Raw genomic sequence first — 24,265 nt, 5'->3', positions numbered from 1 at the left:
ATCTGTCCGAAAACAGCTTTTTAATATTAATATAAGGCACCCATATAATCCCATAAATTTTACTTGTATACAAATTCAAAAAGCTTTTTTAATCCATCATATTTGGTCAACCTGTCAATATCGGCCGATAGTTCTTCCACTCTTTTCCACGTTCTATATGGTTTATCTTTTGAAGGAATTCTATCCCCATCTTCCCATTTATCTTTATTTACATAACCCAAAAACGCTGCGCTAATGCGCAGCGTTTTTGGGTTATGTAATAACGGTTTACGTTGCTGCCACAAACCGTTTTTTTACTTCTTCCAGAGAGAGCGGAAGCACGTCATCCTTCATGATAAAACTGTACTTGTGATTCGTACGGATATTATCAGGCAGGTTTTTTAACAGCTTTGGCCCTTTTGTTTCATGGTAGTTGCTCCTGGAAATTAAATTATCCACATCGGCAAAGTAAACATTTTTAATCACTGTTTCCTGTTTTCCTTTAACACGGTACTGTCCGACATAATGAAGTTCTTTCACGACGCCGCCCGTTTCTTCAAATACTTCCCGCTTTGCCGCTTCGGCAGGCTCTTCTCCAGGCTCCACCTTGCCCCCGGGAAATTCAAGACCTCTTGAAGGATGGAGGGTAAGCAGCCAGTTTCCACGATACCTGCTTACGACCCACACATTTTTCGGATGTTTTGAAAATGGGTGGTCCTCGGTCGAGAAGTCCACCTGATTGTTATAAAAATCCCGAAAGGTTTTCATGTTGCCCACTATCATCACTCCCAGATGATCCGTCGGCACAGTCTGATCGATTCTGATAATTCCCGACGCTTATCGATATTGTATGAAAATTTATGGAAACTGTCCATTACTCTGCATACGTTTTTTCAGCTGGACGAATGAAAAAGATCGTCAGACCGGCTGCAATAAGGGAAACACCTGCCAGTACACCGAAAAGGAGAGGATGTGAACCTTTCATCAGAAGGGCGATAACGGGTGGAGCGAGCGCAATTCCCACGAAACGCATGCTTGAATAAATAGAAGTAATCGTCCCCCGTTCTGACTTGACGATTCCTTCTGTTACAAGGGCGTCCATACTTGGGAGCGCAACCCCGATGCCAATTCCGCTGGCAAACATGGCGCTTAAAAGTACGTAGATATCTTTACTGAAAGCAACCCAGACGTTGCAGACAGTGAGAAGCAGCAGTCCGGTAAATGTGGTCCATTTCATCCTGTTTTTATCCTTACCGATAACTTTCCCTGTAACATAAGATGACAAACAAAGGGCTGCCAGCGGAACCGCAAGGATAATCCCTTTTTTCACATCCTTAATGCCATGTTCTTCTTCAAGGAGCGTAGACAGATAAAAAAGCACACCGAAAATGACAAACATACAAATACAGCCGACCCCGAATATGGCATACAGCCAGCGGCCTTCCTGATGAAAAACCTTCTTAATCGACTTTACAAAGTCCTTGAACAACGGCGGCTTTTCCTTTTTTTTCGGGGTGTGCACAAGAAAAACCATCAGCAGCACAGAAATGAGGCAGAATACTGGAAATGCAAAAAACGGCAAGAACCATACAACTGCTGCAAGTGCTGCCCCAAGAATCGGACTGAGTACTTTCCCAAATGTATTGGACGTTTCAACAATACCCAGCCCGTTGCTCACGTCCTGTTCATCTTTGTACATATCCCCTACAAGAGGCATAACGATCGGTGCGGCTCCTGCCGCTCCCACCCCCTGAAGAAATCGCCCCGCAATAATCAGGGCATAGGGATTGGGCATCTGCCAGGCTGCCCAGCCTGAAACAGCGCCTCCTAATGCAGCGATCAGGAGGCTCGGGATAATGACTTTTTTACGTCCGTACTGGTCAGATAAAAATCCTGCAATCGGAATTAAAATAATTGCGACAACGGAGTACACCGTAATGACCATACTGACCTGCAGGGGCGATACGCCCATTTCCTTTTCCATCGTCGGCAGCACCGGAATAAGCATGCTGTTTCCAAGTGTCATTACCAAAGGTATAGAGGCAACTGAAATCAGTGCCCACGTCTGTTTGTCTTCTGCCACAGTCAGTGCCCTCCCGCTCTTTTCCCACCTTTCGTTAGTATGGAGAAAAGAAGCGGTTTTTTATTCAGGTTCCAGCAGTGAAACAGAGGGAGAACAGGGATTGCATTATCAGGAACTGGTGACACGTTCAGTAGCCGCCGGCACTAAAAATTCTCAGCACCTCACTATACTCCTCGGGCCGGTTCATGTTGAAAAAGCTCTGCTCCCATCTTTCCGGGTCCATGCCCTGTGCTGCGGCCTTCTGCTCATCTACATAGATGAGATCCAGCCCATTTAAAGCATCAAGAAGCTTTAATTGTCCGCTTTTAAGGGCCTCTTCCACAGCAGGCAGGACCGAGCGCCTGTAAAGAGCCGTCATCGGCTGAAGTCTGCCGCCTGCTTTTGGGAGGATCACGTCGGTTTCAGGGTTGTCCTCCATTTCCCTGAGGAGAATCTCGATAACATCTCGTGAGATAAGCGGGACATCACAGGCGGCAACGAAATGCCATTCACAGCCGCTTTCCAGAATCCCTGCGTGAATTCCTGCCAGCGGTCCCGAATCCGGAAAGCGGTCAGGCACAACCGGCACATGGAGAAACCGGTATTGTTCAGGACTGTTTGCCACGACAAGCATACCGCAGCACGATTGTGAGAGAACATTTTTAATCCTCTCAATGACGGGCAGCCCATTTATTGAAAGGAGAGCCTTATTTTTTCCCATCCGGCTCGACTGACCGCCTGCCAGGATAACAGCTGTTACTTTCATTTTCTCTGATCCTCCTGACTGTCACCGGCGCTGGTCACCTGTGTCAAACCCTTCCTCCTGCGCAATATAATCAAGATGGATTGTAAGCAGGTCAAGAATGGCAGCGGGTTCTTCAGCAGAAAGATCTGTAACAATTTTTACGTATTGCTTGCAGCTGCCGCATACTTCAAGTTCACTCCCCGGCTCCTCTTTTACAGTAAGGCGTATGATGAGCCCTTCCTTCTTCTCTCCGCAATGAGCACAGCCTGCCCCCTTTGGCTCCCAGTCTGTTTCACATCTTGGACACTGAAACCGGTTCATACCATCCCATACCTTCCTGATCCGGACAGGCTCGCCGCAGCAGGGACACACCCCGCCGGCATTGATCGAGGAGATCAATCCTTTCGTGTGCTCTCCAACAGCCTTCAGAAAAGGGCGGAGTGCATGCTCAGCCAGAAAATGAGGAAGCCAGGCAGCAATTTTATGCTCGTCTGACACGTCCTGAAAGTAACCGGTATTATACATGAGGGCGTGCTTCATCCACGTATAGGCCGTTTTTTCATCTTCGAGAAGGTTCATGCATCGATTAAGGTCTTCATCAAGCGCCGGCATGTTTTCCTTCATACTCATGGAAATCAGTAACGCAGCTTCTGCAAATGCACCAACAGTAACCGGCGGCTTTTCAAGCTGACGAAGCACAGGGAATTCCCTGTCGATCTGCTCTTCATCGATTTGCTCCTGCCAAAGCCTGTCTGCCTGCTTTCTTATTTTTTCCTGTACGCCTGTCAGACGTTTCTGCAACCGAAGGTAATCATCCGAAATCATTGATTTTTCCATTATGATTATCACCTCATCTGTTTGGATCACAAACGGTGACTGTTCAAAAAAGCAATCGTCTTTCTTTATTATATCTGCAGTTCTGCCAGCGTGTAAACGCGTTCCCTTTTAAGGCGGCGGAGGATTTGATAAACTGGATAAAGTGAATTGGACTGGGGGGCCCAAGTTGAAGAGCATACATAAATGGCTTTTGCTCGCATTTACAGCCGCCGTGACGGTATCGGCTGCTATTTTCATGGTATTCACTCCCGCCTCGCCCAACCTGGTTTCAAAAGACTCCCCTTTAAGGGAATCCGCCCGAACGGCTCCTGAGTTTACACGGGATCCGGTGCAGGCCGTTGACCGGGAAACGCTGCTCGCGGAATTATCAGACTGGGATATGGAAGCAGGCGAATGGGGGGAACGTGTGACCGGAGTCAAAAACCGTCATGATACAGAGGAAAAAGTAATTGCATTAACATTTGACGCCTGCGGTGGTCCTCTCGGGAACGGAATTGATGAGGAACTCATCTCGTTTCTGCAGGAAAATAAAATACCTGCTACGCTGTTCGTTAACTTCCGCTGGATTGACGAGCATGAAGAACGTTTTATTGATCTGGCAGATGATCCGCTGTTTACGATTGAAAACCACGGCACTGCCCATCTTCCTCTCTCCGTGCAGGGAAACAGCGCCTGGGGGATAAACGGCACTTCCTCCCCTGAAGAAGCGGTTGACGAAATTCTCGTTAATCAGGAACATATTGCTGCCCTTACCGGTAATACGCCGGCATTTTTCAGGTCGGGGACCGCCCATTACGATGAAAAAGCGGTAGAAATCGTACAGATGGCAGGCCTGGAAGCAGTTAACTTTGATATTCTCGGAGATGCCGGTGCCACCTACAGTGCCGGCCAGGTCGAAGCAGCTCTTCTCGAAAGCAGACCCGGCTCCATCGCCCTCCTTCACATGAACCAGCCTTCATCAGGCACCGCAGAAGGAGTAAAACGTGCCGTTCCGGCTCTCAGGGAAGCAGGATTTACTTTCGTTCATGTGGGAGATTACCCGCTCACCGAATAACCGCTATGGTCAGACATAAAGGAGCTTTGATTATGAAAAAAAACAACGGTTTTATTTTTTACGGTGCTGTCGCCATTTTCAGTATCGTTTTCCTCGCAGCCGCAATCTCCATTAACCGGGGGGCCTATGCAGGAACAGTAAATGAGCCGATCGTGTGGACGATCGGCATCTGCATTTTCGGCCTGGCCGCATTTGAGCTTTACAAGCGCACATTTGAAAAACGACATGCTGTTTCCAGCGCTGTTCTCTGCGCTGTTTCCGTCATTTTTTTGTTTATCATTTTTCCTTCCTACTCGTATGAGGACGGAGCAGAAGCGGTTTTGGAGTATACAGGTGAGGATAACAGCACTCTTATGTCACTGGATATGCAGTCGTTCAAAGCTAACGAACAGCCGTCCATGTTTGTAACCCGTTATTATATTTACGGTGTGGAAACAGCGGAAGACGAGCAGTTTTATCTCGTAAATCCGGCTGACGGGGAAACCGTTCTGCTTGAAACTGAATAAGACTATGAAAAAGACGTACCGTTAATGGGCACGTCTTTTTTGGGACTCTTTATCCGTGTTGTCTCTTCATGTTCATTTTTTTCATCAGGTCAGCAAGCATACTGAGTCCGGCTGAGGCTGCCAGAGCCATTGCAATAACGGTGAACCAGGAGGCAGCGCCTGTGATCGAAAAACTGCCGAACAAAAGCAGAATAATAAACGGTCCGCCAAACCAGTAAGACCCGGCGATTCTGCGCCAGTATGGAGCCGCCTCTCCAGGACCGCCATTTTTTGAGAGAATCACCGGCAGGAAAATGAAAATGAGAACCAGAACAGCTGACAGGAGTTCCAAAACGACCATACTTATCCGCTCCTAAATCAATTCTGCCCTTATTTTACCATTTATCCGGCCGATGGCGCACCCTTTAACCTCCGATAATCAGCATCCACAGATAAAGTCCTGTCAGAGTAATGAACAGGGTCGGCACCGTAAGGATAATCCCTACTTTAAAGTAGTAACCCCAAGAAATTTTAACACCCTTCGACGCAAGAACATGGAGCCAAAGGAGAGTTGCCAGCGAGCCGATTGGCGTTATTTTCGGGCCAAGGTCGGAGCCGATCACGTTTGCATAGATCAGAGCATCGCGCATCGGGCCGGTCACACTCGCATCCTGGATCGCCAGCGCATTAATCATAACCGTTGGCATGTTGTTCATGACCGATGACAATATCGCAGCGATAAAGCCCATGGAAATTGTGGCTGCAAACATGCCATGTTCAGCACTTCCCTCCAGAACCGCCGCAAGCACATCGGTGAGGCCCGCGTTACGAAGCCCGTATACGACCACGTACATACCGATTGAAAATACAACAATTGCCCACGGGGCTCCTTTCATGACAGCTGTCGTGTTGACGGCGGGACTGCGCCGGGCCATTACGAGGAAAAACAGAGCGATCATACCTGCCACGAACGAAACAGGGAATGTCATTGCTTCTCCTGAAAACAGGCCGTTTATCGTAATGAACTCACTGATAAAATAGCCGGCCAGAAGCAGACCGAGAACGTACCAGGAAAGGCGGAACATTTTAGGGTCCCGGATCGCTTCCTCAGGTTTTTTCAACATACTCATGTCATATGTTTTCGGGATGTTTTTACGGAAATAAAGAAACAGTACCAGAATACTCGCCCCGAGAGCAAAGAAGTTCGGCACAATCATATAAAAAGCATATTCCAGGAATCCGATCCCGAAAAAGTCCGCAGAAACGATGTTCACCAGGTTACTTACGATGAGCGGAAGTGATGTGGTATCGGCAATAAAGCCGCTCGCCATAATAAACGGCAGAATCATCGCTTCCTTAAACTTTAATGCGCGAACCATTGCCAGCACAATCGGCGTCAGAATCAGGGCGGCCCCATCGTTGGCAAAAAAAGCGGCCACCACCGCACCAAGCAGGGAAACATATACAAACATTTTTATTCCGTTGCCATCTGCCACCCGGGCCATATGGAGAGCCGACCATTCGAAAAAGCCGATTTCATCCAGAATCAGAGAAATAATAATAATCGCAATAAACGTCAGTGTTGCGTTCCAGACAATCCCTGTTACTTCAATCACGTCGGAAAAACTGACAACACCAACTGCAAGGGCAGCCAGAGCCCCTGCGGCTGCAGGCCATCCAATCGACAGACCTTTCGGCTGCCAGATCACAAATGTCAAAGTAAGTATAAAAATCAGACTCGCTAAAATGACTTCAGTCATGTGTACGCCTCCCATGTGTATATAAGCATTTACCTATATAACAACATAACAATATACACCTTGTCTGCGCAACCCCCTGTTTTTGCCTTAGCCTGTCCCACCTTCCGGCAGATTAAAACCAGCCCCTCTGATGAGCAAGCTGGTTGTCACACTCCTGCCTAATTTTGAACAAGAATCCACACGATCTCCTGAATGCGGATGAAAAATGTACCGCCTTCCTGCTCGACGACGATGTGATCCGGTCTTACATCAATCAGTTTTCCCCGCACATTGCCACGCGTTGTCTGAAAAACAAGCTTGCTGCCGGTAACCGATTCAAGTGTTTCCACTACGAACGGATCATAATTGACCACATACTCGATTTGGCCTTCTTCCTGTCTGCTGTCATCCTGATTGTCATAACCGTGATAGAACTGCTCATCATGATCATACATCGGCTCATTCCCCCTCTTCATTTCGCCACTTTCAGTGTATGCTTTTCGGAAAGATAGGTGCCTGTGCCTGGTTTTTACCTGGAATACACCCAATACTGAATCTGCAAAACGAAAGGTATGATTAGAGGAGGTCTGACTTCTTATTCACACTGAACCATGATACGATCAGTGAATCTGGCTATTTTATTCGGGTTCAAAATAAATTATAATAAAATAGATTGCCTTTTTGTTTGAATTTTCCATTACTTTTTGATGCAGCCTGAGGTGAAATGATGTCCACGAAAAAGAAAATTTACTTTTTGACAGGTGCCGTACTCCTGCTGGCACTTACGATTTTATTATCCTATTTTTACAGTCAGGATGACTTTAATCAGCCTGTTCCCGCAGACCTGGCTGATCCAGATGAAAATGAGGAGTCCGCAGATCTAACTACTTCCGAGGAAGAGCCGGGGGACCTTAATATAACAACAGAGGATGAGGATTCAGAGGATATGATGGGAAATGGTGAAATGACATCCGATGAAGGCGAACTTTCAGAGGCATTTGATGAAGCATCTGAAGAAACAAACCTTCTCTCCACCGATGCGGGCTCTCCGGGCGAGCAGACTTACTACAATCATTACTGGTTTGCCCATGAATACACCCACAGGCTTGAACCATCTCCAATGGAAGCTGATGAGCGTCAGGAAGACGCCCGCTTTCAGGCACGGGAACTTATGACGTGGAAGGAGCTCGCGGCAAGAGACTATGGCTGGGATTATTCAGAAGAAGCATTTCAGCAGTTTATTGAGAATGAAGATGTACTGGAGGATGACGATACGGCTCACCTTCATGCCCTTTCAACCCTTCGGTCAGAGAGCGGGAATCATTATCTCCGCTACAGCGAAACCCGCTTTCTTAAACGGTTCATCCTTCAGCAGATTCAGCCGGAACTGGAAAGTGAACTGCCCCGAGAAGACGGGGAAGACGACGAGGACTATGAATACAGGTTATTCAGGTACTTTATCCAGCACGTGATGGAGGAAATGGAATAGCCGCATTGCTACCCTCAAATGGAATAAACAAAAGCTTCGCTTTCCGCGGCGATGCCGACAAGCCTCCTCGGCTGCGCCTGTGGGGTCTCGGCCCCTGCTTCTTCCTCTTCACGCAAAGCTACGAAGCTGGCTGTGTCGAAGCAAATCGGAGCTTAATCGAGATGTAAACGCTCTTCACTGCCGCCGGACTCTCACTGCCGGCGTGAGGCTCCGCACGTAACCAACTGGCCATTTTCAAGTGTAATGAAAGAAGGGCTTTCACCGTTTGGTGAAAGCCCTTCTTTGTTGTGTTGACTATGCTGCCGGAATTGGCATGGAGGCCGCTAAAATGAAACGGCCCTGCTTTTCTTCTGCTGCTCAAAGTAATGGACAATCTTATCCTCGGCGGCAAGAACGGGATATATGCCGAATTGTTCTTTGTACTGGCGTTTAAATTCCTGGACTGACTCCGGCTTTGCTTTAATCACGATTCCTTCACGTGTGTTTTTGGATTCATGAAATTTTCCCGTAACGGAAAGACCATAGACACTCACCCTTCTGGACAAGCCTTCATTTCCGGTTAACAGATAGAACTCCTCTTGGCTTTCTGAATGCAATTCGTCTGCTGAACCCGATGTTTCCGGAATCGGGTTTTGTACAACTTTTCCGTTCGTTTTGTTTAGCACGTTCACTACATCCTCCACTACCGCACTTGCCGTTGGGCCTTTTCCAGCCCCAGGTCCCTGAAGAAGAAGATCTCCGACGATGCTTCCTTCAATATGAACACCGTTGTTAACTCCCTCAACTGCGTAAAGGGGATGGTCACGAAATAGAAAGCACGGGCGAACCGCTGCCGTCACACAATAGCGGTCTTTTCTTAATGTAGCCACATGTTTCAGACTTCCCCCGGCCTGGGCACTCAGTGCCAGATCTTCTGCCGTAATCTCCCTGATACCGGCCGGTTCCTTCTGCTTCCAGACAGGGGCCTGCCCATAGATCCATTGACTGAGTATCGCCGTTTTAAATGAAGCATCCCATCCGTCAACATCCTTGTCCGGAACCGCTTCAGCATACCCTTTTTCCTGAGCCTCCTTGAGTGCATTCTGAAAAGGTGTTCCTTCCCGCTGCATCTTTGTAAGCACGTAGTTGGATGTTCCGTTTAGGATTCCGTTCACCTGAAGGATCTCATTTGTTTTCAATGTATGACGGAGCGTATTCAGTAAAGGAATGCCTCCGGCCACCGCCCCTTCAAACAGGAGCTGTGCATCATTTTTCTCTGCCAGGTCTGCGAGCACCTCTCCATGATTTGCGACCATTTCTTTATTTGCCGTGACGACCGTGATGCCCAGTTCCAGCAGCCGGCGAACATAGGGAAACCCTGTTTCGGCATCGGGCGTCGCTTCCACTACAATGTCAGGTTTTTCTCTTAGAAGCTCATCAAGCTGCGTAACTATTCGGGTGGCTGCCCCTGTATTCCGTTTTTTCGTACCGTCTTTAACGAGCACTGCCGGAATATGAAGCGGCTTCCCGAGCAGCCGCGTCAGTTTGTCCGAACTGGTCTCAACGGCATGGTATACACCTTCTCCTACTGTTCCAAATCCGATAATAGCCAGCTGATAGCCTGTTTGACTCATAAACCGTTAAGCCTCCTTTTTCCTGGTCAGTTCGCGTGCTTTTAATTCTCTTCGCAGGATTTTTCCGCTGATTTTTGTTTTCGGAAGAAAATCCACAATCTCGATTTCTCTCGGTGCGGCGTGAGCAGAAAGTTCTTCTCTTACAAAAAAGCGAATGCTCTCTTCCAGATGACTGCTTCCCTCAAATCCTTCCCTGAGGGTGACAAAAGCTTTAATGATCTCACCCCGGACAGCATCCGGTTTACCGATCACGCCTGCCTCAGCTACTGCCGGGTGCTCGATTAACTTACTCTCCACTTCAAAAGGGCCGACACGCTCTCCTGCTGTATTGATCAGGTCATCATTTCTTCCATTAAAAAAAATGTATCCTTCATCGTCCTGGTACGCCGTATCTCCGGAAAGGTACCAGTCGTCATCGGTAAAATAGGATCGATATTTCTCTTCGTTTTTCCATACTGTCTTCATAAGACCGGGCCATGGGGCTTTCACTGCCAGTTCTCCGGTTTCTCCAGGTGGAAGCGGTTCGTTTTTTTCGTTAAGGATTGCTGCTTTAATTCCCGGAAGCGGCCTGCCCATGGATCCGGGCTTGATTGGAGCTGATGGGAGATTAACAATCAGATGAGCGCCGGTTTCTGTCATCCACCACGTGTCGTGAATCCTCACTCCTAAATTCCTGTTCGCCCAGTAAATCACTTCAGGATTTAACGGTTCACCTACACTTAAAATATGACGAAGACTTGAAAGATCGTAGTCTTCGAAAGAACTCCCATCGCTCATCAGCATTCTGAAGGCTGTCGGTGCACTGTACCAGACTGTCACACCAAACTGTTCAATTACCCGGTACCAGTCACCGGCATCAAATCGCCCACCGTGAATCACCACAGCTGCCCGGTTAAGCCAGGGCGCAAATACCCCATATACGCTTCCTGTTACCCAGCCGGGATGGGAGGTGCACCAGTAAACATCGTCATCCTTGATATCGAGTACCCATCTGCCACTGATGTACTGATGGGACAGGGCGCGCTGGGCGAGGACGATTCCTTTTGGCTGCCCGGTTGATCCGGATGTGTAATGAATCAGCATGCCGTCCTCTTCCCCGAGCCAGACGAGTGGATCTTCATCTTCACCTGAGGAAGACGCCGCTGCTTCTTTTTTCAATCCGGCAATCTCCCATGTTTTCAGAAGGGATGGAAGCGCCTCTTCCGGTACCCGGGTTCTCAAATCACTGTCCGTAACCAGAAACTCCGCTTCACAGTCGCTCATCCTTTCTTTTACCGCATCTTCCTTGAACGCCTCAAACAACGGGCCGGCAATAGCACCTGCTTTAATTACGGCAAGAATGGTGAAATAACAGTCCGGGGATTTCGGAAGGAAAATGAACACCCGGCTGCCTTTCTTCACACCCCCCCTTTGCAGCACCCGTGCATAGTCGTCAGTAATATCTTTCACCTGTTCGAACGTATAGGTTTCTTCTATTTTTCCGTCTGTGAAAAGAAGGGCCGTTTTGTTTCCAAACCCCTCCTTTACGTGCCGGTCGATGCACTCATAGGCAGCATTCCACTTTCCGTCCGGAGCTGCACTCAGGCCCTGAACGGCTTGCTGCCATGTAAACGTGCCGGCTGTCTCTTTATAGGACTGAAGGTTATATTCCCTGGCCCGGTCCGGCTGCAGGATTCCGGGATGTTCATTTGTCTCTTCAGCCGGGCTGTTTAAAGTCATCGGTGTCAGGCTCCTTTCACTGCTTTATTACTTCCCACTTCCAGAGAGCGGAGAATGTCTTCCTTGAGTTTTGCCAGTTCAGGATCGGCTTTGGATCTCGGTTTCGGCTTAGTGAGTTTCAGGTTTTTGTATACCTCCCCCGGCTGTCCCTTCAGGATCACGATCCGGTCGCATAAACTGAGTGCCTCATCGATATCGTGGGTGACGATAATCATCGTCGGCCGCTCTGCTTCCCAGATGTCCAGGAGCAGCTCCTGTAATTGAAGTTTTGTAAATGCATCAAGGGCACTGAACGGTTCATCCAGAAGAAGTGTGGACGGCCCGGTTACAAGTGCTCTTGCGATTGCAGTCCGCTGGGCCATTCCGCCGGACAATTGCTTTGGATAATAATTTTCAAAGCCTTCGAGTCCGACTTTTGCGAGAAGAGCCTTTGCTTTTTCCCTACGCTCCTTTTTGTCACCTTCAAGACCGAAACTGACATTGTCCGTGACGGTAAGCCAGGGCATCAACCGCGGTTCCTGAAATATGATTCCCAAATCAGGGCTTACATTTCTGCTCGTTTTACCGTTTATTTTCACTGTACCTTCATAACCTTCATCAAGTCCGGAGATGGCCCGGAGTACGGTGCTTTTTCCGCATCCACTCGTACCGAGAAGACCGACAATTTCACCTGATTCAGCTTTAAAGGAGACGCTTGCTACAGCGGTCTGGCTGCCGAATGTGCGGCTCACCTGTTCAATTGAAACACTCATGCTATCTGCCTCCGGTAATATCGTTTTAGAACTGTATTACTTCTGCACGACTCTATCCTGCCAGTGAAGCGCCCTCTGCTGCAATTTCTTAAGGAAGGTATCTGTCAATTTTCCGAGGATGGCGAACAGAAGTATGCTTGCAAGAATTGTATCCGGTCTGAGTGTGTTCTGGCCGAGTACAAGAAGGTAGCCAAGGCCCTGACTCGCTCCCATTAGTTCTGCTGCTACCACAAACATCCATCCAAGACCAAGACCGCTTCTAAGCCCCACTAAAAAAGAGGGGAGTGATGCAGGGAGGATGATCCGTCTGATCAGTGTGAGTGTACTCATGCCGTAGGCTTTCCCTACTTCAATGAGTTTCCGGTCCACAGACTGGATGCCGCCGATCATATTCAGGTAAACCGGGAAGAAAACACCTACAGCGATCAGGGTTACTTTTGCTCCTTCACCGATCCCGAGCCAGAGAATGAAAAGAGGAACCCAGGCAAGGGAAGGTATGGCACGGACGGCCTGTACGGTCGGGTCAAATACTGTTTCTGCATGCCTGGACATGCCAACGAGCGAACCCAGGATTACAGCCGCTCCGGTTCCCCAGATAAAGCCCCAGAAAATCCGGTAAAGGGTGATACCCATATGCTGCCAGAGACTTCCGTCTGCCCCCATACTGAGAATCGTTTGAAGAACCGCCGACGGTGCCGGCAGCAAATGAGGGTCAACCCACTCAAATCGTGCGCTAAGTTCCCAGGACCCTAAGAGCAGAACAGGCAGGAGAAGGGAAAGCCCGATTGTTCCCCATGGAAAATTTTTGACTGATGCGCCGCTGTTTTCCTGTTTATGCCGCTTTAAAACAGATGGCTGGGCTTCCTGCCCATGAGAGATGGCCATTGGGTTACCTCCTTTTTACTCGTCATTTCCAATAACGTTTTCTGAGTATTCCGGGTCGATCAGATCCTCAACCACCTGTTCAATATCCAGGTTCCCTTCCATGACTCCCGCTTCCTGGAGCACCAGACCTGCTTCTGTCAGACTGTCCACGTGCTCATTCCCTGGTACCGGATTCTCAAAGTTATTCCGCTCCAGCTGAAGGGCTGCCACTTCTTCGTCCATCTGTGCTTCTCTTGCCATAATCTCTGCCGTTTCCTCCGGATTATCAATCACCCATTTCCGGGCTTTTTCATAGGTGTCGATTACTTTTTCCACTGCTTCAGGGTACTCTTCGGCAAAGTCTTCCCGAACATTGAGAAACCCGTATGTGTTAAAGGATTCATTCCGGTAAAAGAGTTCTGCACCGGTTTCCAGTTCCTGGCGGGCCATATGTGGATCAAGTCCCGCCCAGGCATCCACCTGCCCGTTAGAGAGTGCGTTTGCGCCATCACTGTGCTGAAGGTTCACAATTTCAAGGTCATCGGCGGAAAGACCGTGCTCCTGAAGAGCCCTGATTAAAAAGATGTAGGGATCCGTCCCGAGAGTAGCCGCAACCTGTTTTCCTTCGAGATCGGCGACACTCTCAATCCCGCTACCTTCTGCCGTTACAAGGGCGGTCCATTCAGGCTGGGAATAGATATAAACATTTTTAATTGGTGCATTGTTTCCTTTTGCCATGAGAGCTGCCGCTCCGGCAGTGGAGCCGAAATCAACGCTTCCGCCTGACAAGTACTCAAGTGAGCGGTTGCTTCCCTGACTGAAAACATACTCAATATCGGTTCCGTACTCTTCAAATGCTTCCTCAAGCCAGCCAAACTCCTTGAGTACAAGGCTTGTGGGAGAATAATAGGCATAGTCCAGACTGATTTCCTCAGGATATGGGGAGTCTTCGTTACTGCCTGCGTCTGAGCTTGCCGCACATGCACTGATGAAAGTCAGGCCAAATGCGAAAGCGGCCGTTTTAAAAAGTGGTTTTTGTTGTTTCATGTGCGTTCGCTCCTTTTTTTGTGTTTGATTTAAGTTGAGAGACTGGGAGTGAAGTGTTTTAAATGATGAAAATCCGAACAATCTTAGGCGGCGCAACTAACCGCTCCTGAAAGATACGCTTTACAGGTTTTTGTTCGGATTTTCACCTCTATACTTATGTCCCAGACTCCCTTATCCAATAACGATCACCTGGATCTCTTCAGGTGAGAAAATTTTTCTTACAGCTCACAGGCAAATGTGGAAATGGTGCCTCTGAGCCGCTGGGCTTCTTTATACGTGCAGCGGTTATGAACCACATCGAGTCCTGCTTCCCTGGCGATAGCCACGGCTTTTTCCGATACGACTCCTTCCTGCAGCCAAAAAACTTTCGGCTGGGCAACAGCTGCTTCTTTTGCAAGTTCCACAGCTGCTTCAGGGCTTCTGAACACCTGAACAATATCGACTGGTCCTTCAATGCTTTTCAGATCAGGGTATGCTTTTTCTCCGAGAATCTCTGTTTCCCGTGGATTCACGGGAATAATTTTATAGCCGAGACGCTGCATTTTACGGGCAAGGCGGTGACTCGGGCGCGATTCTTTTCCGCTTAGTCCTACGACTGCAAGTGTCTTAGCCCGGGGGCCGTTCTCGTCTGTCGTTTCAGCTGTACTCAGTGACCACTTGATTACACCTTCATCATTGACAACCCGGTTATTCGGCGTTTCCGCTTTGCCGGTCGCTTTTTCAAGTGCCTGGTCAAGATCTTTCAGCAGATCTTCCACGTTTTCAATACCGACGGAGAGACGTACCAGATCCGGCGTCACCCCTGTGCTCACAAGTTCCTCGTCGGACAACTGCTGATGAGTTGTGCTTGCGGGATGAATGATCAGGCTTTTTGCGTCTCCAACGTTGGCAAGGTGAGACCATAGAGCCACGCTGTCAATCAGCTTCCGGCCCGCATCCCGGCCGCCCTGGATGCCAAAGTTCAGTACAGCGCCAAAGCCCCCTTTCAGCAGTTCTGCCGCATGCTCGTGGGAAGGGTGTTCCTCAAGTCCAGGATAGGACACCCAGTCCACAGCAGGATGTTCTTTCAGACGCTGAGCAAGCTTGAGCGCGTTTTCGTTATGGCGCTCGATCCGAAGATGCAGGGTTTCGAGACCCTGTAGAAGGAGAAACGCATTAAACGGACTCAGTGCAGGGCCGAAATCCCGGAGAAGCTGTACGCGCAGCTTCGTGATATAGGCGAGTGTGCCAAAGTCTTTTGCATAGGTGATACCGTTATAGCTCGGGTCCGGTTCGTTAAAGCCCGGATACTTTTCGCTCTGCCAGTTAAAACGTCCGCTGTCAATCACCACACCGCCGATCGTCGTTCCATGACCGCCGATCCATTTAGTGGCCGAGTGCACAACCACATCAGCACCGTAATCAATCGGCTTGCACACATACGGTGTGGCAAACGTGTTGTCAATGATGAGGGGCACGCCTGCTTCGTGAGCAACTTCCGCAACCCCTTCAATATCCAGAACGTGCAGGCTCGGATTTCCTATCGTTTCTGCGAACACGGCTTTCGTTTTATCCGTAAATGCCGTTTTAAAGTTTTCAGGGTTTGAAGCATCGACAAACTTCACATTGATTCCATACCGAGGCAATGTTGTTGAAAAGAGATTGTACGTTCCCCCATACAGGTTGGTTGCGGCTACGATTTCGTCACCGGCTCCGGCGATGTTAAGAATCGCGAGGGTGATCGCGGACATCCCGGAAGCTGTTGCTACGGCCGCTACCCCGTCCTCGAGAAGGGCAAGCCGTTTTTCCAAAACGTCTACCGTGGGGTTGCCGATCCGGCTGTAGATATTGCCCGGTTCGTCAAGGGCAAACAGCTGCTCTGCATGTTCGCTGTCATGAAAAACGTAAGAGGTAGTCTGGTAGATCGGGACGGCTCTCGCTCCTGTTGTCGGATCAGGTGACTGACCTCCGTGTAATACGACTGTTTCCTGGTTGTATGTGTTTTGTTCGCTCATGTTTGTTTCCTCCTCGAATATCTTGGTTTTTCGTAAAATAAAGCACCTTTCTCCAAATGAGAAAGGTGCAAAAAACTTTGCTCCTCTCTCATCTTTCAGAGCTGACCGCTCTGCAGGAATTGGCACCTTGCAGCTCTGCTGCTGGTTGCCGGGCATCATCGGGCCTATCCCTCCGCCGCTCTTGATAAGAGTTGGTTATTTAGTTATTGGGTTAGATGGTTATTTCAATTACGCTCCAGGCGGACGCTTTCCCAGGTCTAGCCTCAGCCTCCAAATGGCTAAATGGCTTTCCCTTCCTCTGCCGGTTTCTCCAGTGCGCTGCGCACGATGTCCCCCCACTTGCTGTATTCCGTAAGAAAGCCATCATGGCCGAATACGGTGTCTACTTCAAAGAATGCTGCTTTCGCTCCGGCCTTTGCAAAGGTCTCGGCCAGCCGTTTCATCTCTTCCGGCGGATAGAGCAGGTCACCGGTGAAGGAAATAAAGGTTACAGGTAACTGGACAGGTGCGAGCCTCTCCTGAAGTGTCTCTTCACTTTCCCGCTCCAGGTCATGACTGTCCATCGCCTTCAGCAGATAGAGGTAGCTGTTAGCGTCGAACCGTTTTGTAAATTTGTCTCCCTGATAAAGGAGATACGATTCAACCTGATAAGCAACTTCATCGTGGGACTGTCCTGGCCCGTGTTTCGTTTCACGGTGAAAACGCTGGTTAAAAAGGCTTCCTGAACGGTAGGTGATCATCCCTGTCATCCGGGCAAGGGCGAGACCGTTTACCGGCGGATCGTTGGCTGCATAATGACCGCCGTTCCACTTCGGATCATCGGTTATTGCTTTTCTCGCTATGGCATTATAGGCCATTCCGTAATCACTCAGGGAGGAGGTGGCCGCCAGAATGACTGCCTGCCCGACTCGCTCCGGATACAGCGTGACCCATTCAAGTGCCTGCATACCGCCCAGTGATCCTCCCAATACTGCGTGAATGCTGGTAATACCAAGCTTTTCCAACGCTGCCTTCTGTACGTGTACCATATCCCGAACTGAAATAAATGGAAAATCACTTCTGTACTGAGCGCCGGAATCCGGATTACGCGTAAGGGGACCAGCTGATCCACTGCAGCCTCCAATCACGTTAAACGTAAATACCTCATGTTCATTCAGATCCACATAACCGCCTTCGTGGATAAGACCCCGCCACCATCCCGGCCGCTCCTCCGTCCCGACGGTATGATGATTACCGGTCAGAGCGTGACAGACAACCACTGGTGTTCCGTTTTTCCTGCCGGCTCGTTCATAAGCCGTTTCCACCTGTCGTAACACTCGGCCGGATTCGAGAGTCACTTCCTCCAGTATGACTGTCCCTGTCTGTGAATCTGTTTTTTTATCCTGCCTGACCGTCATGATCCACCTCCACATCATGCAAATTGCTTTGCGCCTTTGCACCGGAAAATAAAAAATCTCCCTGCCTGAAAAGACAGAGAGACTTATGTAACCGTCTCTCTCATCTTTCAAGGCTTTCACCTTGTTGGAATTGGCACCTTGCAGCATCTGCTGCTGGTTGCCGGGCTTCATCGGGCCAGTCCCTCCGCCTCTCTGGATAAGAGAATCAAATGTTAAGTTGTGTTTGCCACTTTACTAATTTAATTATTTTGAATAGTAACACTTTACCGCATAACCGTCAATGATAAACTTGGAATTTTTCGAAATAGCTCTGATGCAAAAAACAGAAAACTCTCCAGCGCCTGGAAGGCTGCGGAAGAGTTAATAACAAGTCAATGCTTTCTGACTTCTCTCATCTCCCAAAGCACGGCGGCTTTGCAGGAAGCAGCACCTTGCAGCTTAACGCTGCTGGTTGCCGGGCATCATCGGTCCAGTCCCTCCGCCTCTCTTGATAAAAGAATGATTATTTAAATTCAGGTTATGCAATTGAGGAAAATTGTAGCACCCAATTTTTAATCTGTCAAAACATTTTAAAATTTTCTAAATAAGTATACCCTTCCGTCAGTTTTGCGAAGCTCCGCTGAACGCCATCCGCTCGCTTTCCGCGGCGGTGCCGGCGAGCCTCCGCGAGCTGCACTCTACGTGGTCTCGCCTGGCCGACCTGCTTCTTCCTCTTCAGGCAAAGCTTCGAAGCTGGCTGTGTCGAAGCAAATCGGGCTTAATCGAGATGCCAATGCTCTTCACTGCCGCAGGAATCTCGCAGCTGGCTTCAGCTTCGCATAATATTAGTTTACTGACTAAGAAGTATACTTACTATTTTCTAAATTAAGATGCCTGTTTCTGAGAGTGATCTGCTGCACTTTGAACGGGCTTTTTCCAGAACCCGAGCATCAGGGCGGTTACGGCAGCACCTGTCAGAATGGCAATCAGATAGAGCGCCCAATTATCCACAAGCAGGAGCACAAACAGTCCCCCGTGCGGAGCCTGTGTCGCAGCCCCGAAGAGCATGGCCAGACCTCCGGCGATAGCAGAGCCTGTAATGATTGACGGAATCACACGTCCCGGATCTGCAGCAGCAAATGGTATGGCTCCTTCTGTTATAAAGGATGCACCGAGAACATAGTTTGATTTTCCGGCATCCTGTTCCTGACGGGTAAATTTGGACTTAAAGAAAGTTGTCGCAATGGCAATTCCGAGCGGCGGAACCATCCCTGCTGCCATAATGGCCGCATGCGGTGCGTAGTTCCCTGCTTCAATCATGGCAAGTCCAAAAGTAAATGCAGCTTTGTTAATCGGGCCTCCCATATCAACAGCCATCATAGCCCCGAGAAGGATCCCCATCAGTACAATATTTCCGGTCCCGAGTCCGCCCAGCCAGCCTTCAATTCCCCGCGAGAAGGCATTGAGCGGTGTAACAAGGTAAAACATGATCAGCCCGGTAAAGAATACCCCGAACAGCGGGAGAATCAGAATCGTGCGGATTCCGTCAAGTGACGGCGGGATAAAAGCAAATACTCGTCTGAAGAGCAGTACGAGATAACCGGCAAGGAAACCGGCAATAATACCGCCCAGGAAACCTGCCTCAAAGTTTACCGCCATTAAACCGCCGATCATACCGGCAGCAAATCCAGGACGGTCAGCGATACTTCTTGCAATGAATGCGGAAAGAACCGGGATCATAAGATAAAAGCCGTATTCTGCGCCGATCATGTTGAGAATATCTCCAAACCAGTGAGTTTCTTCTGCACCAGGCTCATTAAAAACAAAACTGAGGGCAATCAAAATCCCGCCTGCCACAACGAATGGCAGCATGTTGGAAACCCCGTTCATCAGGTGGCGGTAAAAACCGGGGCGCCTGTCTTCCTGTCCATCCCCTGAAGAGGCTCCGGTACTTCCGTCCCCTTTGTATACAGGTGCGTTCCCCCCGACAGCTTTATTAAGCAGATCCTCCGGTTTACGGATGCCGTCTTTAACAGGCGCATCCACCAGCCTTTTTCCGGCAAACCGCTCCTTTTCTATCTTCGTATCCGCCGCGATAATGACACCATCAGCCCGTTCGATCTCTTCCTGCGTGAGCCGGCTGCGAACACCGTCAGATCCGTTTGTTTCCACTTTTATATCAATATTCATCTGTTTTGCTTTAGCCTTCAGGCCATCCGCTGCCATGTACGTATGGGCGATTCCGGTCGGGCACCCGGTGACAGCAACCACAAACGGTTTCCCGGATGTGTCCCCCTTCCTGGCTGCTCTGTCCTCGTCTTCGGCGCCAAGCTTTTCTTTCTCTTTTTCATCAACGGCACGAAGCACTTCTTCGACTGAATCCGCTTCCATTAATGTCTGACGAAAGTCCTCGTCCATAAGCAGAGTGGACAGGCGGGAGAGAGCCTGCAAATGCTCATTGTTGGCTCCCTCTGAAGCCGCAATCATAAAGAACAGATGACTGTTCTGTCCGTCGATCGCCTCGTAATCCACACCCTCCGCAGAACGGGCAAACGCGATTGCCGGCTCTTTTACTGCCTTGGTTTTTGCGTGTGGAATGGCCACACCTTCACCAATTCCGGTGGAACTCTGCGACTCTCTTTCCCTGATCGCTTTCTTGAACAGCTTCAGGTCTGCCAATTTACCGGCACGGTCCAGCTTTTCGGCCATTTCATCAATAACGGCTTCTTTAGCTGATGCTTTGAGGTCAAGAAGGACAGTATCCTGTGTGAGTAACTCTGTGATTCTCATTATTCTTCCTCCCCGCTTTCGTGTTTTACAATCACTCTTTTTACGAGTGTTTCAACTTGTTCTTTATGACAGAATCCCTGTGAAAATGCCGTAGCACTTCCTGAAGCCACGCTGTAGGCAAAACAGTCCTTAAGGGGCAGTCCCAGCGTTTCTCCGTAGAGGAAACCGGCTACCATGGAATCACCCGCTCCGACTGAATTAACCAGAGTACCTTCTGGAGGCCGGGCTGAAAGCACATGATTCCTGTTAACAAGTAAAGCCCCTCTGCTTCCAAGCGACACCAGGACATTTTCAGCTCCAGCCTGTACAGCCGATTCAGCGGCTTTTCTGACATCATCCAGGCCCGACAGTTCCCTGCCGGCAAAGTCACTTAACTCTGCTTCGTTCGGTTTGATTAAATATGGTCCGGCTTTAAGCGCTTCTGTTAATGGCAGTCCAACCGTATCCACTATGGCTTTCGTCTTAGACCGGTTCGCAAGTTCCACTGCTTTCCTGTAAATGCCCTTGTCTGCCCCATCAGGGAGACTGCCTGCAAGAACCAGATAATCATTCCCGTTCAGTTCTCCCAGTTTTCCAAAGAGTTCTTCCTGATCACGATCAGTGATACGGCATCCCGTACCGTTTATCTCTGTTTCACTTCCCGCTTTCAGCTTCACATTGATCCGCGTCATTCCCTCTGTATACACAAAGGAGGTATCCAGGTTTTCCTCTTTAAGCGTGTTTTCAATAAATGTTCCGGTAAAACCGGCCAGAAAACCGATGGCTTTCGTTTTGACTTCCAGGCGCGTCAGAACTCTGGAAACGTTAATCCCTTTTCCTCCGGGCACAACCTGAGTCTCTGCCGCCCGGTTCGTTCTTCCTGTTTCAAAATCCGGAACGTCCATAAAATAATCTGCAGATGGATTTAATGTGACTGTGTAAATCATGTTGTTTTCACCACCTGTACGTTCGTTTGTTTCTCAATATCTTCAATAATGGATTCACTGCTTTTATCTGAAGTAATGAGCACGGCTTCTCTGAGTCCGGCAACTTTTGAAAAAGCTGTGTCACCAAGCTTGGTATGGTCGGCAAGCACATAGCCTTCACCAGAATGTGCCAGCGCCTGACGTTTGATCATCGCTTCTTCCGGGTCAGGTGTTGAATAGCCGAATACCGGGTCCACACCGTTCATCCCGAGGAATGCTTTGTCAAATTGGTATGCCTGAATCGAATTCAGCGCTCCGGCACCTACAAAGGCGTATGTGCCTCCCTTCACCTGACCGCCAAGAACGTAAGTTTTCACACCTGTTCCCGCAAGCGCCGAAATGATGTTCAAGCCGTTTGTCACCACTGTAATATTTCTGTCCTGTATGAAAGGAATGATCGCTGCTGTTGTTGATCCTGCATCAATAAACACGGTTTCGTTGTCGTTGATCAAATCAGCAGCTGCCCGACCAAGTGCTGACTTTTCATCCTGGTCCTTCAGTGATTTTTCCTGCAGGGAAGGCTCCTCGCGTCTGCCTGTCAGGACAGAGGCCCCGCCATGAACCCGCTTTAATTTTCTCTGCTGTTCAAGATCCGTTAAATCACGGCGGATCGTGGATTCTGATGCACCGGTTGCTTCTGTCAGCTCCGTAAGCTTGACCGTTTTTGACTGATTCAGAAGTGCAAGTATCTTCTCGTGCCGTTCGAAAGTAAGCATAATGTCACGTCCTTTTCTAACCTTAGGCTTATTGTAACCGCTCCAATTTTTAAAATCAATCATTTTCATTCAAATACAATTGGATTTTTTCAAAAACGATCACAACCAGTCACACAAGACCTTTTTGAGAAAGAAAACGGTTACGGTTTTCGGAAAATAAACACTTCAAAAAACCGCCGTGCCAGGTGTTGGGTTGGTTATACCCCTGTGTTATACTTCAAAAAGTCTTAAATCAGAGCAAATTCAGGGCTCAGCATAAAATAAAGGAGGTATTCTCTCTATGACTCGTCTTTTTGATGTTTTTGAAGGAATCCGGCTGAAAGGAATCCTGATTATTCTTTTTGGTACGCTGCTGTTTGGTTTTGGTATTATTCATTTTAATTTGCAGAATGGACTGGCTCATGGAGGGTTTACCGGGATTACGCTTCTGTTTTACTACCTTTTTGCCATCGAGCCCTCTCTCTCCAACCTGCTTTTAAACATTCCGCTGTTTATAATCGGATATAAGCTCCTGGGACGCGTGATGCTCATTTACAGCATTATTGGAACAATCGCCCTCTCTGCTTCCCTCCGTCTGTTTGAACTTTATCCGGTCACCCAGCTTCCACTTCAGGATGACATGATACTCGTGTCCATCTTTGCCGGAGTCTTTACAGGAGCCGGACTCGGGCTGATTTTCCGGGCAGGCGGGACGACAGGTGGTGCTGATATTCTCGCGCGGCTTGCAAATAAATACACAGGCATGAGTCTCGGCAGATTTATGTTCACGTTTGACGCGTTTGTCATATCAGTTTCCCTCATTCATTTGAACACTACGATGGCGATGTATACACTCGTCACGGTGTTCGTTACCAGCCGCGTGATTGATTTTATAATTGAAGGAGCAAGCGCTGCGAAGTCGACGATGATTATTTCAGATAAAACGGAGGAAATTTCCGATGAAGTGATCAAGCGGATGTCCCGGGGCTCAACTGTTCTGACCGGACGCGGAAGCTTTACCCGCGACAACCGGGATATTATGTACTGCGTGGTCAACCGAAACGAACTTGTTCAGCTGAAATCAATCATTGATGAGATTGATCCGTATGCCTTTGTTTCAATAAACGATGTGAAAGAAGTGTCAGGAGAAGGATTTACGTTCGATCAGAGCCAGCGTCATATGACGCCGGCCCAGTAGCCTTCAAAAATCCCCGACTTATAATAGACGGGGATTTTCTTATGAAGACAAGCCAATGTCGAAAAATATTTCCTGTTCCTGAACTGAGTCTTGATTCCCGCCAGACCGCATATCTTGTATTATGAAAGAAAAACCACATATCGGAGAGGGGCGTTCCCGGATGGTACGTAATGTTTATCTCTACGCAGTAATGCTTGTGACGCTGGTTATGATGATTGGGGGCAGTGTCGCTGTTATTATGAGTGCAAGTGATTATTTCGTACCCGGTCCATACTATGACACCTATGAAAGCTATGCTCAGAATCATGCGCACAATGTGAAGGAAGGATTTGCTGAAGAAGTGTCCGAAGAAGACCTTCGTGCCCGCTTCCAACTGGAACGAGATACCTACCTTGATAACCAGCGTGCGTATGCTGCAAACAGTATGGTCAAAAGTCTCGCATGGGTCCTGATTCCTCTCCCTGTCTTTCTGATCTCGGCAGGCAGACTTAGAAAAGCAAAGCCTGAATAATAAATAAAATTAAAAAGGTGTGCCCGCATTTTTACAGCAGGCACACCCTTCATTTTTTAGCGGCTCTTTACGAGCATTTTAATTGCTTCTTCAATCATAGCTTCACGCTCGTCCTCAGTCTCTGTGTTTTCACGGAGGCACTGTTCCAGGTTTTTCGCTACAACATAGGCCGTAGCCCGGTCAACGGCTGTTCGGACAGCCGACATCTGGGTAATTACATCCCGGCAGTCTTTTTCCTCTTCCATCATTCTAAGAACGCCGCGAACCTGTCCTTCCACTCTTTTCAGGCGATTCTTCATATCATCAGAATACTGCATTGTTAACCCACCTTCATTTCTACTCCACTTATCC

The 24,265-nt window shown here is 48.8% G+C and carries 23 protein-coding genes and 3 riboswitches; of the genes, 5 read left to right on the top strand and 18 right to left on the bottom strand.

Translation table 11 applies throughout. The annotated features are described in order from the left end of the window. Nucleotides 1-267: 267 nt before the first annotated feature. The 4 genes from ytkD to CR205_RS00450 form a co-directional block, all read right to left on the bottom strand. Complete coding sequence (gene ytkD / locus CR205_RS00465) at nucleotides 268-747, bottom strand: RNA deprotection pyrophosphohydrolase (protein ID WP_110519581.1); 480 nt, start codon at nucleotides 745-747, stop codon at nucleotides 268-270. A gap of 106 nt (nucleotides 748-853) precedes the next feature. Continuing rightward, nucleotides 854-2,005, bottom strand: coding sequence for an MFS transporter (locus CR205_RS00460; protein ID WP_110519579.1), 1,152 nt, complete (start codon nucleotides 2,003-2,005; stop codon nucleotides 854-856). Between the two features lie 184 nt (nucleotides 2,006-2,189). Continuing rightward, a complete protein-coding gene (gene mobA, locus CR205_RS00455) occupies nucleotides 2,190-2,807 on the bottom strand; it encodes a molybdenum cofactor guanylyltransferase (RefSeq protein WP_110515863.1) in 618 nt (205 codons plus the stop codon). Nucleotides 2,808-2,828: 21 nt separating this feature from the next. Continuing rightward, the gene (locus CR205_RS00450; protein ID WP_110515861.1) at nucleotides 2,829-3,623 is read right to left on the bottom strand and encodes a formate dehydrogenase accessory protein FdhE; all 795 of its coding nucleotides are present in this window, start codon (nucleotides 3,621-3,623) and stop codon (nucleotides 2,829-2,831) included. Between the two features lie 166 nt (nucleotides 3,624-3,789). Between CR205_RS00450 and CR205_RS00445 the strand changes: the two genes are divergently transcribed. Together CR205_RS00445 and CR205_RS00440 are read left to right on the top strand one after the other, a co-directional pair. Next, the gene (locus tag CR205_RS00445) at nucleotides 3,790-4,677 is read left to right on the top strand and encodes a polysaccharide deacetylase family protein (RefSeq protein WP_236634668.1); all 888 of its coding nucleotides are present in this window, start codon (nucleotides 3,790-3,792) and stop codon (nucleotides 4,675-4,677) included. A 32-nt stretch (nucleotides 4,678-4,709) separates the two neighbouring features. After that, a complete protein-coding gene (locus CR205_RS00440) occupies nucleotides 4,710-5,183 on the top strand; it encodes a hypothetical protein (RefSeq protein ID WP_110515859.1) in 474 nt (157 codons plus the stop codon). A gap of 49 nt (nucleotides 5,184-5,232) precedes the next feature. Here the strand turns inward: CR205_RS00440 and CR205_RS00435 are convergent, their stop codons facing one another. The 3 genes from CR205_RS00435 to CR205_RS00425 all read right to left on the bottom strand — a co-directional run bounded on the left by CR205_RS00435 (nucleotide 5,233) and on the right by CR205_RS00425 (nucleotide 7,356). Beyond that, a complete protein-coding gene (locus tag CR205_RS00435) occupies nucleotides 5,233-5,523 on the bottom strand; it encodes a hypothetical protein (protein ID WP_110515857.1) in 291 nt (96 codons plus the stop codon). Between the two features lie 64 nt (nucleotides 5,524-5,587). Then, a complete protein-coding gene (locus CR205_RS00430) occupies nucleotides 5,588-6,922 on the bottom strand; it encodes an arsenic transporter (RefSeq protein WP_110515855.1) in 1,335 nt (444 codons plus the stop codon). Between the two features lie 158 nt (nucleotides 6,923-7,080). Beyond that, on the bottom strand, nucleotides 7,081-7,356 hold the full coding sequence (locus CR205_RS00425) for a YuzF family protein (protein ID WP_110515852.1): 276 nt from the start codon (nucleotides 7,354-7,356) through the stop codon (nucleotides 7,081-7,083). 272 nt (nucleotides 7,357-7,628) lie between these two features. On the opposite strand from CR205_RS00425, the gene CR205_RS00420 reads away from it, so the two are divergent. Next, entirely contained in the window at nucleotides 7,629-8,390 is a 762-nt protein-coding gene (locus tag CR205_RS00420) for a hypothetical protein (protein ID WP_110515850.1), read from the top strand. A 323-nt stretch (nucleotides 8,391-8,713) separates the two neighbouring features. On the opposite strand, the gene CR205_RS00415 is transcribed toward CR205_RS00420, so the two are convergent. The 10 genes from CR205_RS00415 to CR205_RS00370 all read right to left on the bottom strand — a co-directional run bounded on the left by CR205_RS00415 (nucleotide 8,714) and on the right by CR205_RS00370 (nucleotide 22,226). Then, nucleotides 8,714-10,003, bottom strand: coding sequence for a homoserine dehydrogenase (locus tag CR205_RS00415; protein ID WP_110515848.1), 1,290 nt, complete (start codon nucleotides 10,001-10,003; stop codon nucleotides 8,714-8,716). A 6-nt stretch (nucleotides 10,004-10,009) separates the two neighbouring features. After that, nucleotides 10,010-11,722, bottom strand: coding sequence for an acetate--CoA ligase (acsA, locus tag CR205_RS00410; RefSeq protein ID WP_110515846.1), 1,713 nt, complete (start codon nucleotides 11,720-11,722; stop codon nucleotides 10,010-10,012). 5 nt (nucleotides 11,723-11,727) lie between these two features. Further along, nucleotides 11,728-12,474 carry an ABC transporter ATP-binding protein gene (locus tag CR205_RS00405; RefSeq protein ID WP_110515844.1) on the bottom strand — a complete coding sequence of 249 codons (747 nt, stop codon included), beginning with the start codon at nucleotides 12,472-12,474 and terminating at the stop codon, nucleotides 11,728-11,730. A gap of 36 nt (nucleotides 12,475-12,510) precedes the next feature. Then, on the bottom strand, nucleotides 12,511-13,359 hold the full coding sequence (locus CR205_RS00400) for an ABC transporter permease (RefSeq protein WP_110515842.1): 849 nt from the start codon (nucleotides 13,357-13,359) through the stop codon (nucleotides 12,511-12,513). Between the two features lie 15 nt (nucleotides 13,360-13,374). Next, entirely contained in the window at nucleotides 13,375-14,385 is a 1,011-nt protein-coding gene (locus tag CR205_RS00395) for an aliphatic sulfonate ABC transporter substrate-binding protein (protein WP_110515840.1), read from the bottom strand. A gap of 218 nt (nucleotides 14,386-14,603) precedes the next feature. Continuing rightward, a complete protein-coding gene (locus tag CR205_RS00390) occupies nucleotides 14,604-16,379 on the bottom strand; it encodes a PLP-dependent aspartate aminotransferase family protein (protein WP_110515838.1) in 1,776 nt (591 codons plus the stop codon). 85 nt (nucleotides 16,380-16,464) lie between these two features. Further along, nucleotides 16,465-16,570: riboswitch (SAM riboswitch) on the bottom strand. 87 nt (nucleotides 16,571-16,657) lie between these two features. Continuing rightward, nucleotides 16,658-17,776: a homoserine O-acetyltransferase MetX gene (metX, locus tag CR205_RS00385; protein WP_110515836.1), complete on the bottom strand. Its 1,119-nt coding sequence runs from the start codon at nucleotides 17,774-17,776 to the stop codon at nucleotides 16,658-16,660. 97 nt (nucleotides 17,777-17,873) lie between these two features. Then, nucleotides 17,874-17,979, bottom strand: a riboswitch (SAM riboswitch). Nucleotides 17,980-18,164: 185 nt separating this feature from the next. Continuing rightward, nucleotides 18,165-18,273: riboswitch (SAM riboswitch) on the bottom strand. Between the two features lie 367 nt (nucleotides 18,274-18,640). Next, nucleotides 18,641-20,545, bottom strand: coding sequence for a PTS fructose transporter subunit IIABC (locus CR205_RS00380; protein ID WP_110515834.1), 1,905 nt, complete (start codon nucleotides 20,543-20,545; stop codon nucleotides 18,641-18,643). Further along, entirely contained in the window at nucleotides 20,545-21,471 is a 927-nt protein-coding gene (pfkB, locus tag CR205_RS00375) for a 1-phosphofructokinase (RefSeq protein WP_110515832.1), read from the bottom strand. Before pfkB ends, CR205_RS00380 begins: the two co-directional genes overlap by 1 nt. Further along, entirely contained in the window at nucleotides 21,468-22,226 is a 759-nt protein-coding gene (locus tag CR205_RS00370; RefSeq protein WP_110515830.1) for a DeoR/GlpR family DNA-binding transcription regulator, read from the bottom strand. Before CR205_RS00370 ends, pfkB begins: the two co-directional genes overlap by 4 nt. A 280-nt stretch (nucleotides 22,227-22,506) precedes the next feature. Here CR205_RS00370 and CR205_RS00365 point away from each other — a divergent pair, with 280 nt between their 5' ends. Both CR205_RS00365 and CR205_RS00360 read left to right on the top strand, forming a co-directional pair. Continuing rightward, nucleotides 22,507-23,403: a YitT family protein gene (locus CR205_RS00365; protein WP_110515827.1), complete on the top strand. Its 897-nt coding sequence runs from the start codon at nucleotides 22,507-22,509 to the stop codon at nucleotides 23,401-23,403. A 160-nt stretch (nucleotides 23,404-23,563) separates the two neighbouring features. Further along, nucleotides 23,564-23,914, top strand: a complete 351-nt coding sequence (locus CR205_RS00360; protein WP_110515825.1) for a hypothetical protein — start codon at nucleotides 23,564-23,566, stop codon at nucleotides 23,912-23,914. 56 nt (nucleotides 23,915-23,970) lie between these two features. Here the strand turns inward: CR205_RS00360 and CR205_RS00355 are convergent, their stop codons facing one another. Beyond that, entirely contained in the window at nucleotides 23,971-24,231 is a 261-nt protein-coding gene (locus tag CR205_RS00355; RefSeq protein WP_110515823.1) for a metal-sensitive transcriptional regulator, read from the bottom strand. Between the last annotated feature and the right edge of the window lie 34 nt (nucleotides 24,232-24,265).

The sequence above is a fragment of the Alteribacter lacisalsi genome, assembly GCF_003226345.1.
Classification (GTDB): domain Bacteria; phylum Bacillota; class Bacilli; order Bacillales; family Salisediminibacteriaceae; genus Alteribacter; species Alteribacter lacisalsi.
This window is presented reverse-complemented; position numbering and strand designations above follow the sequence as displayed.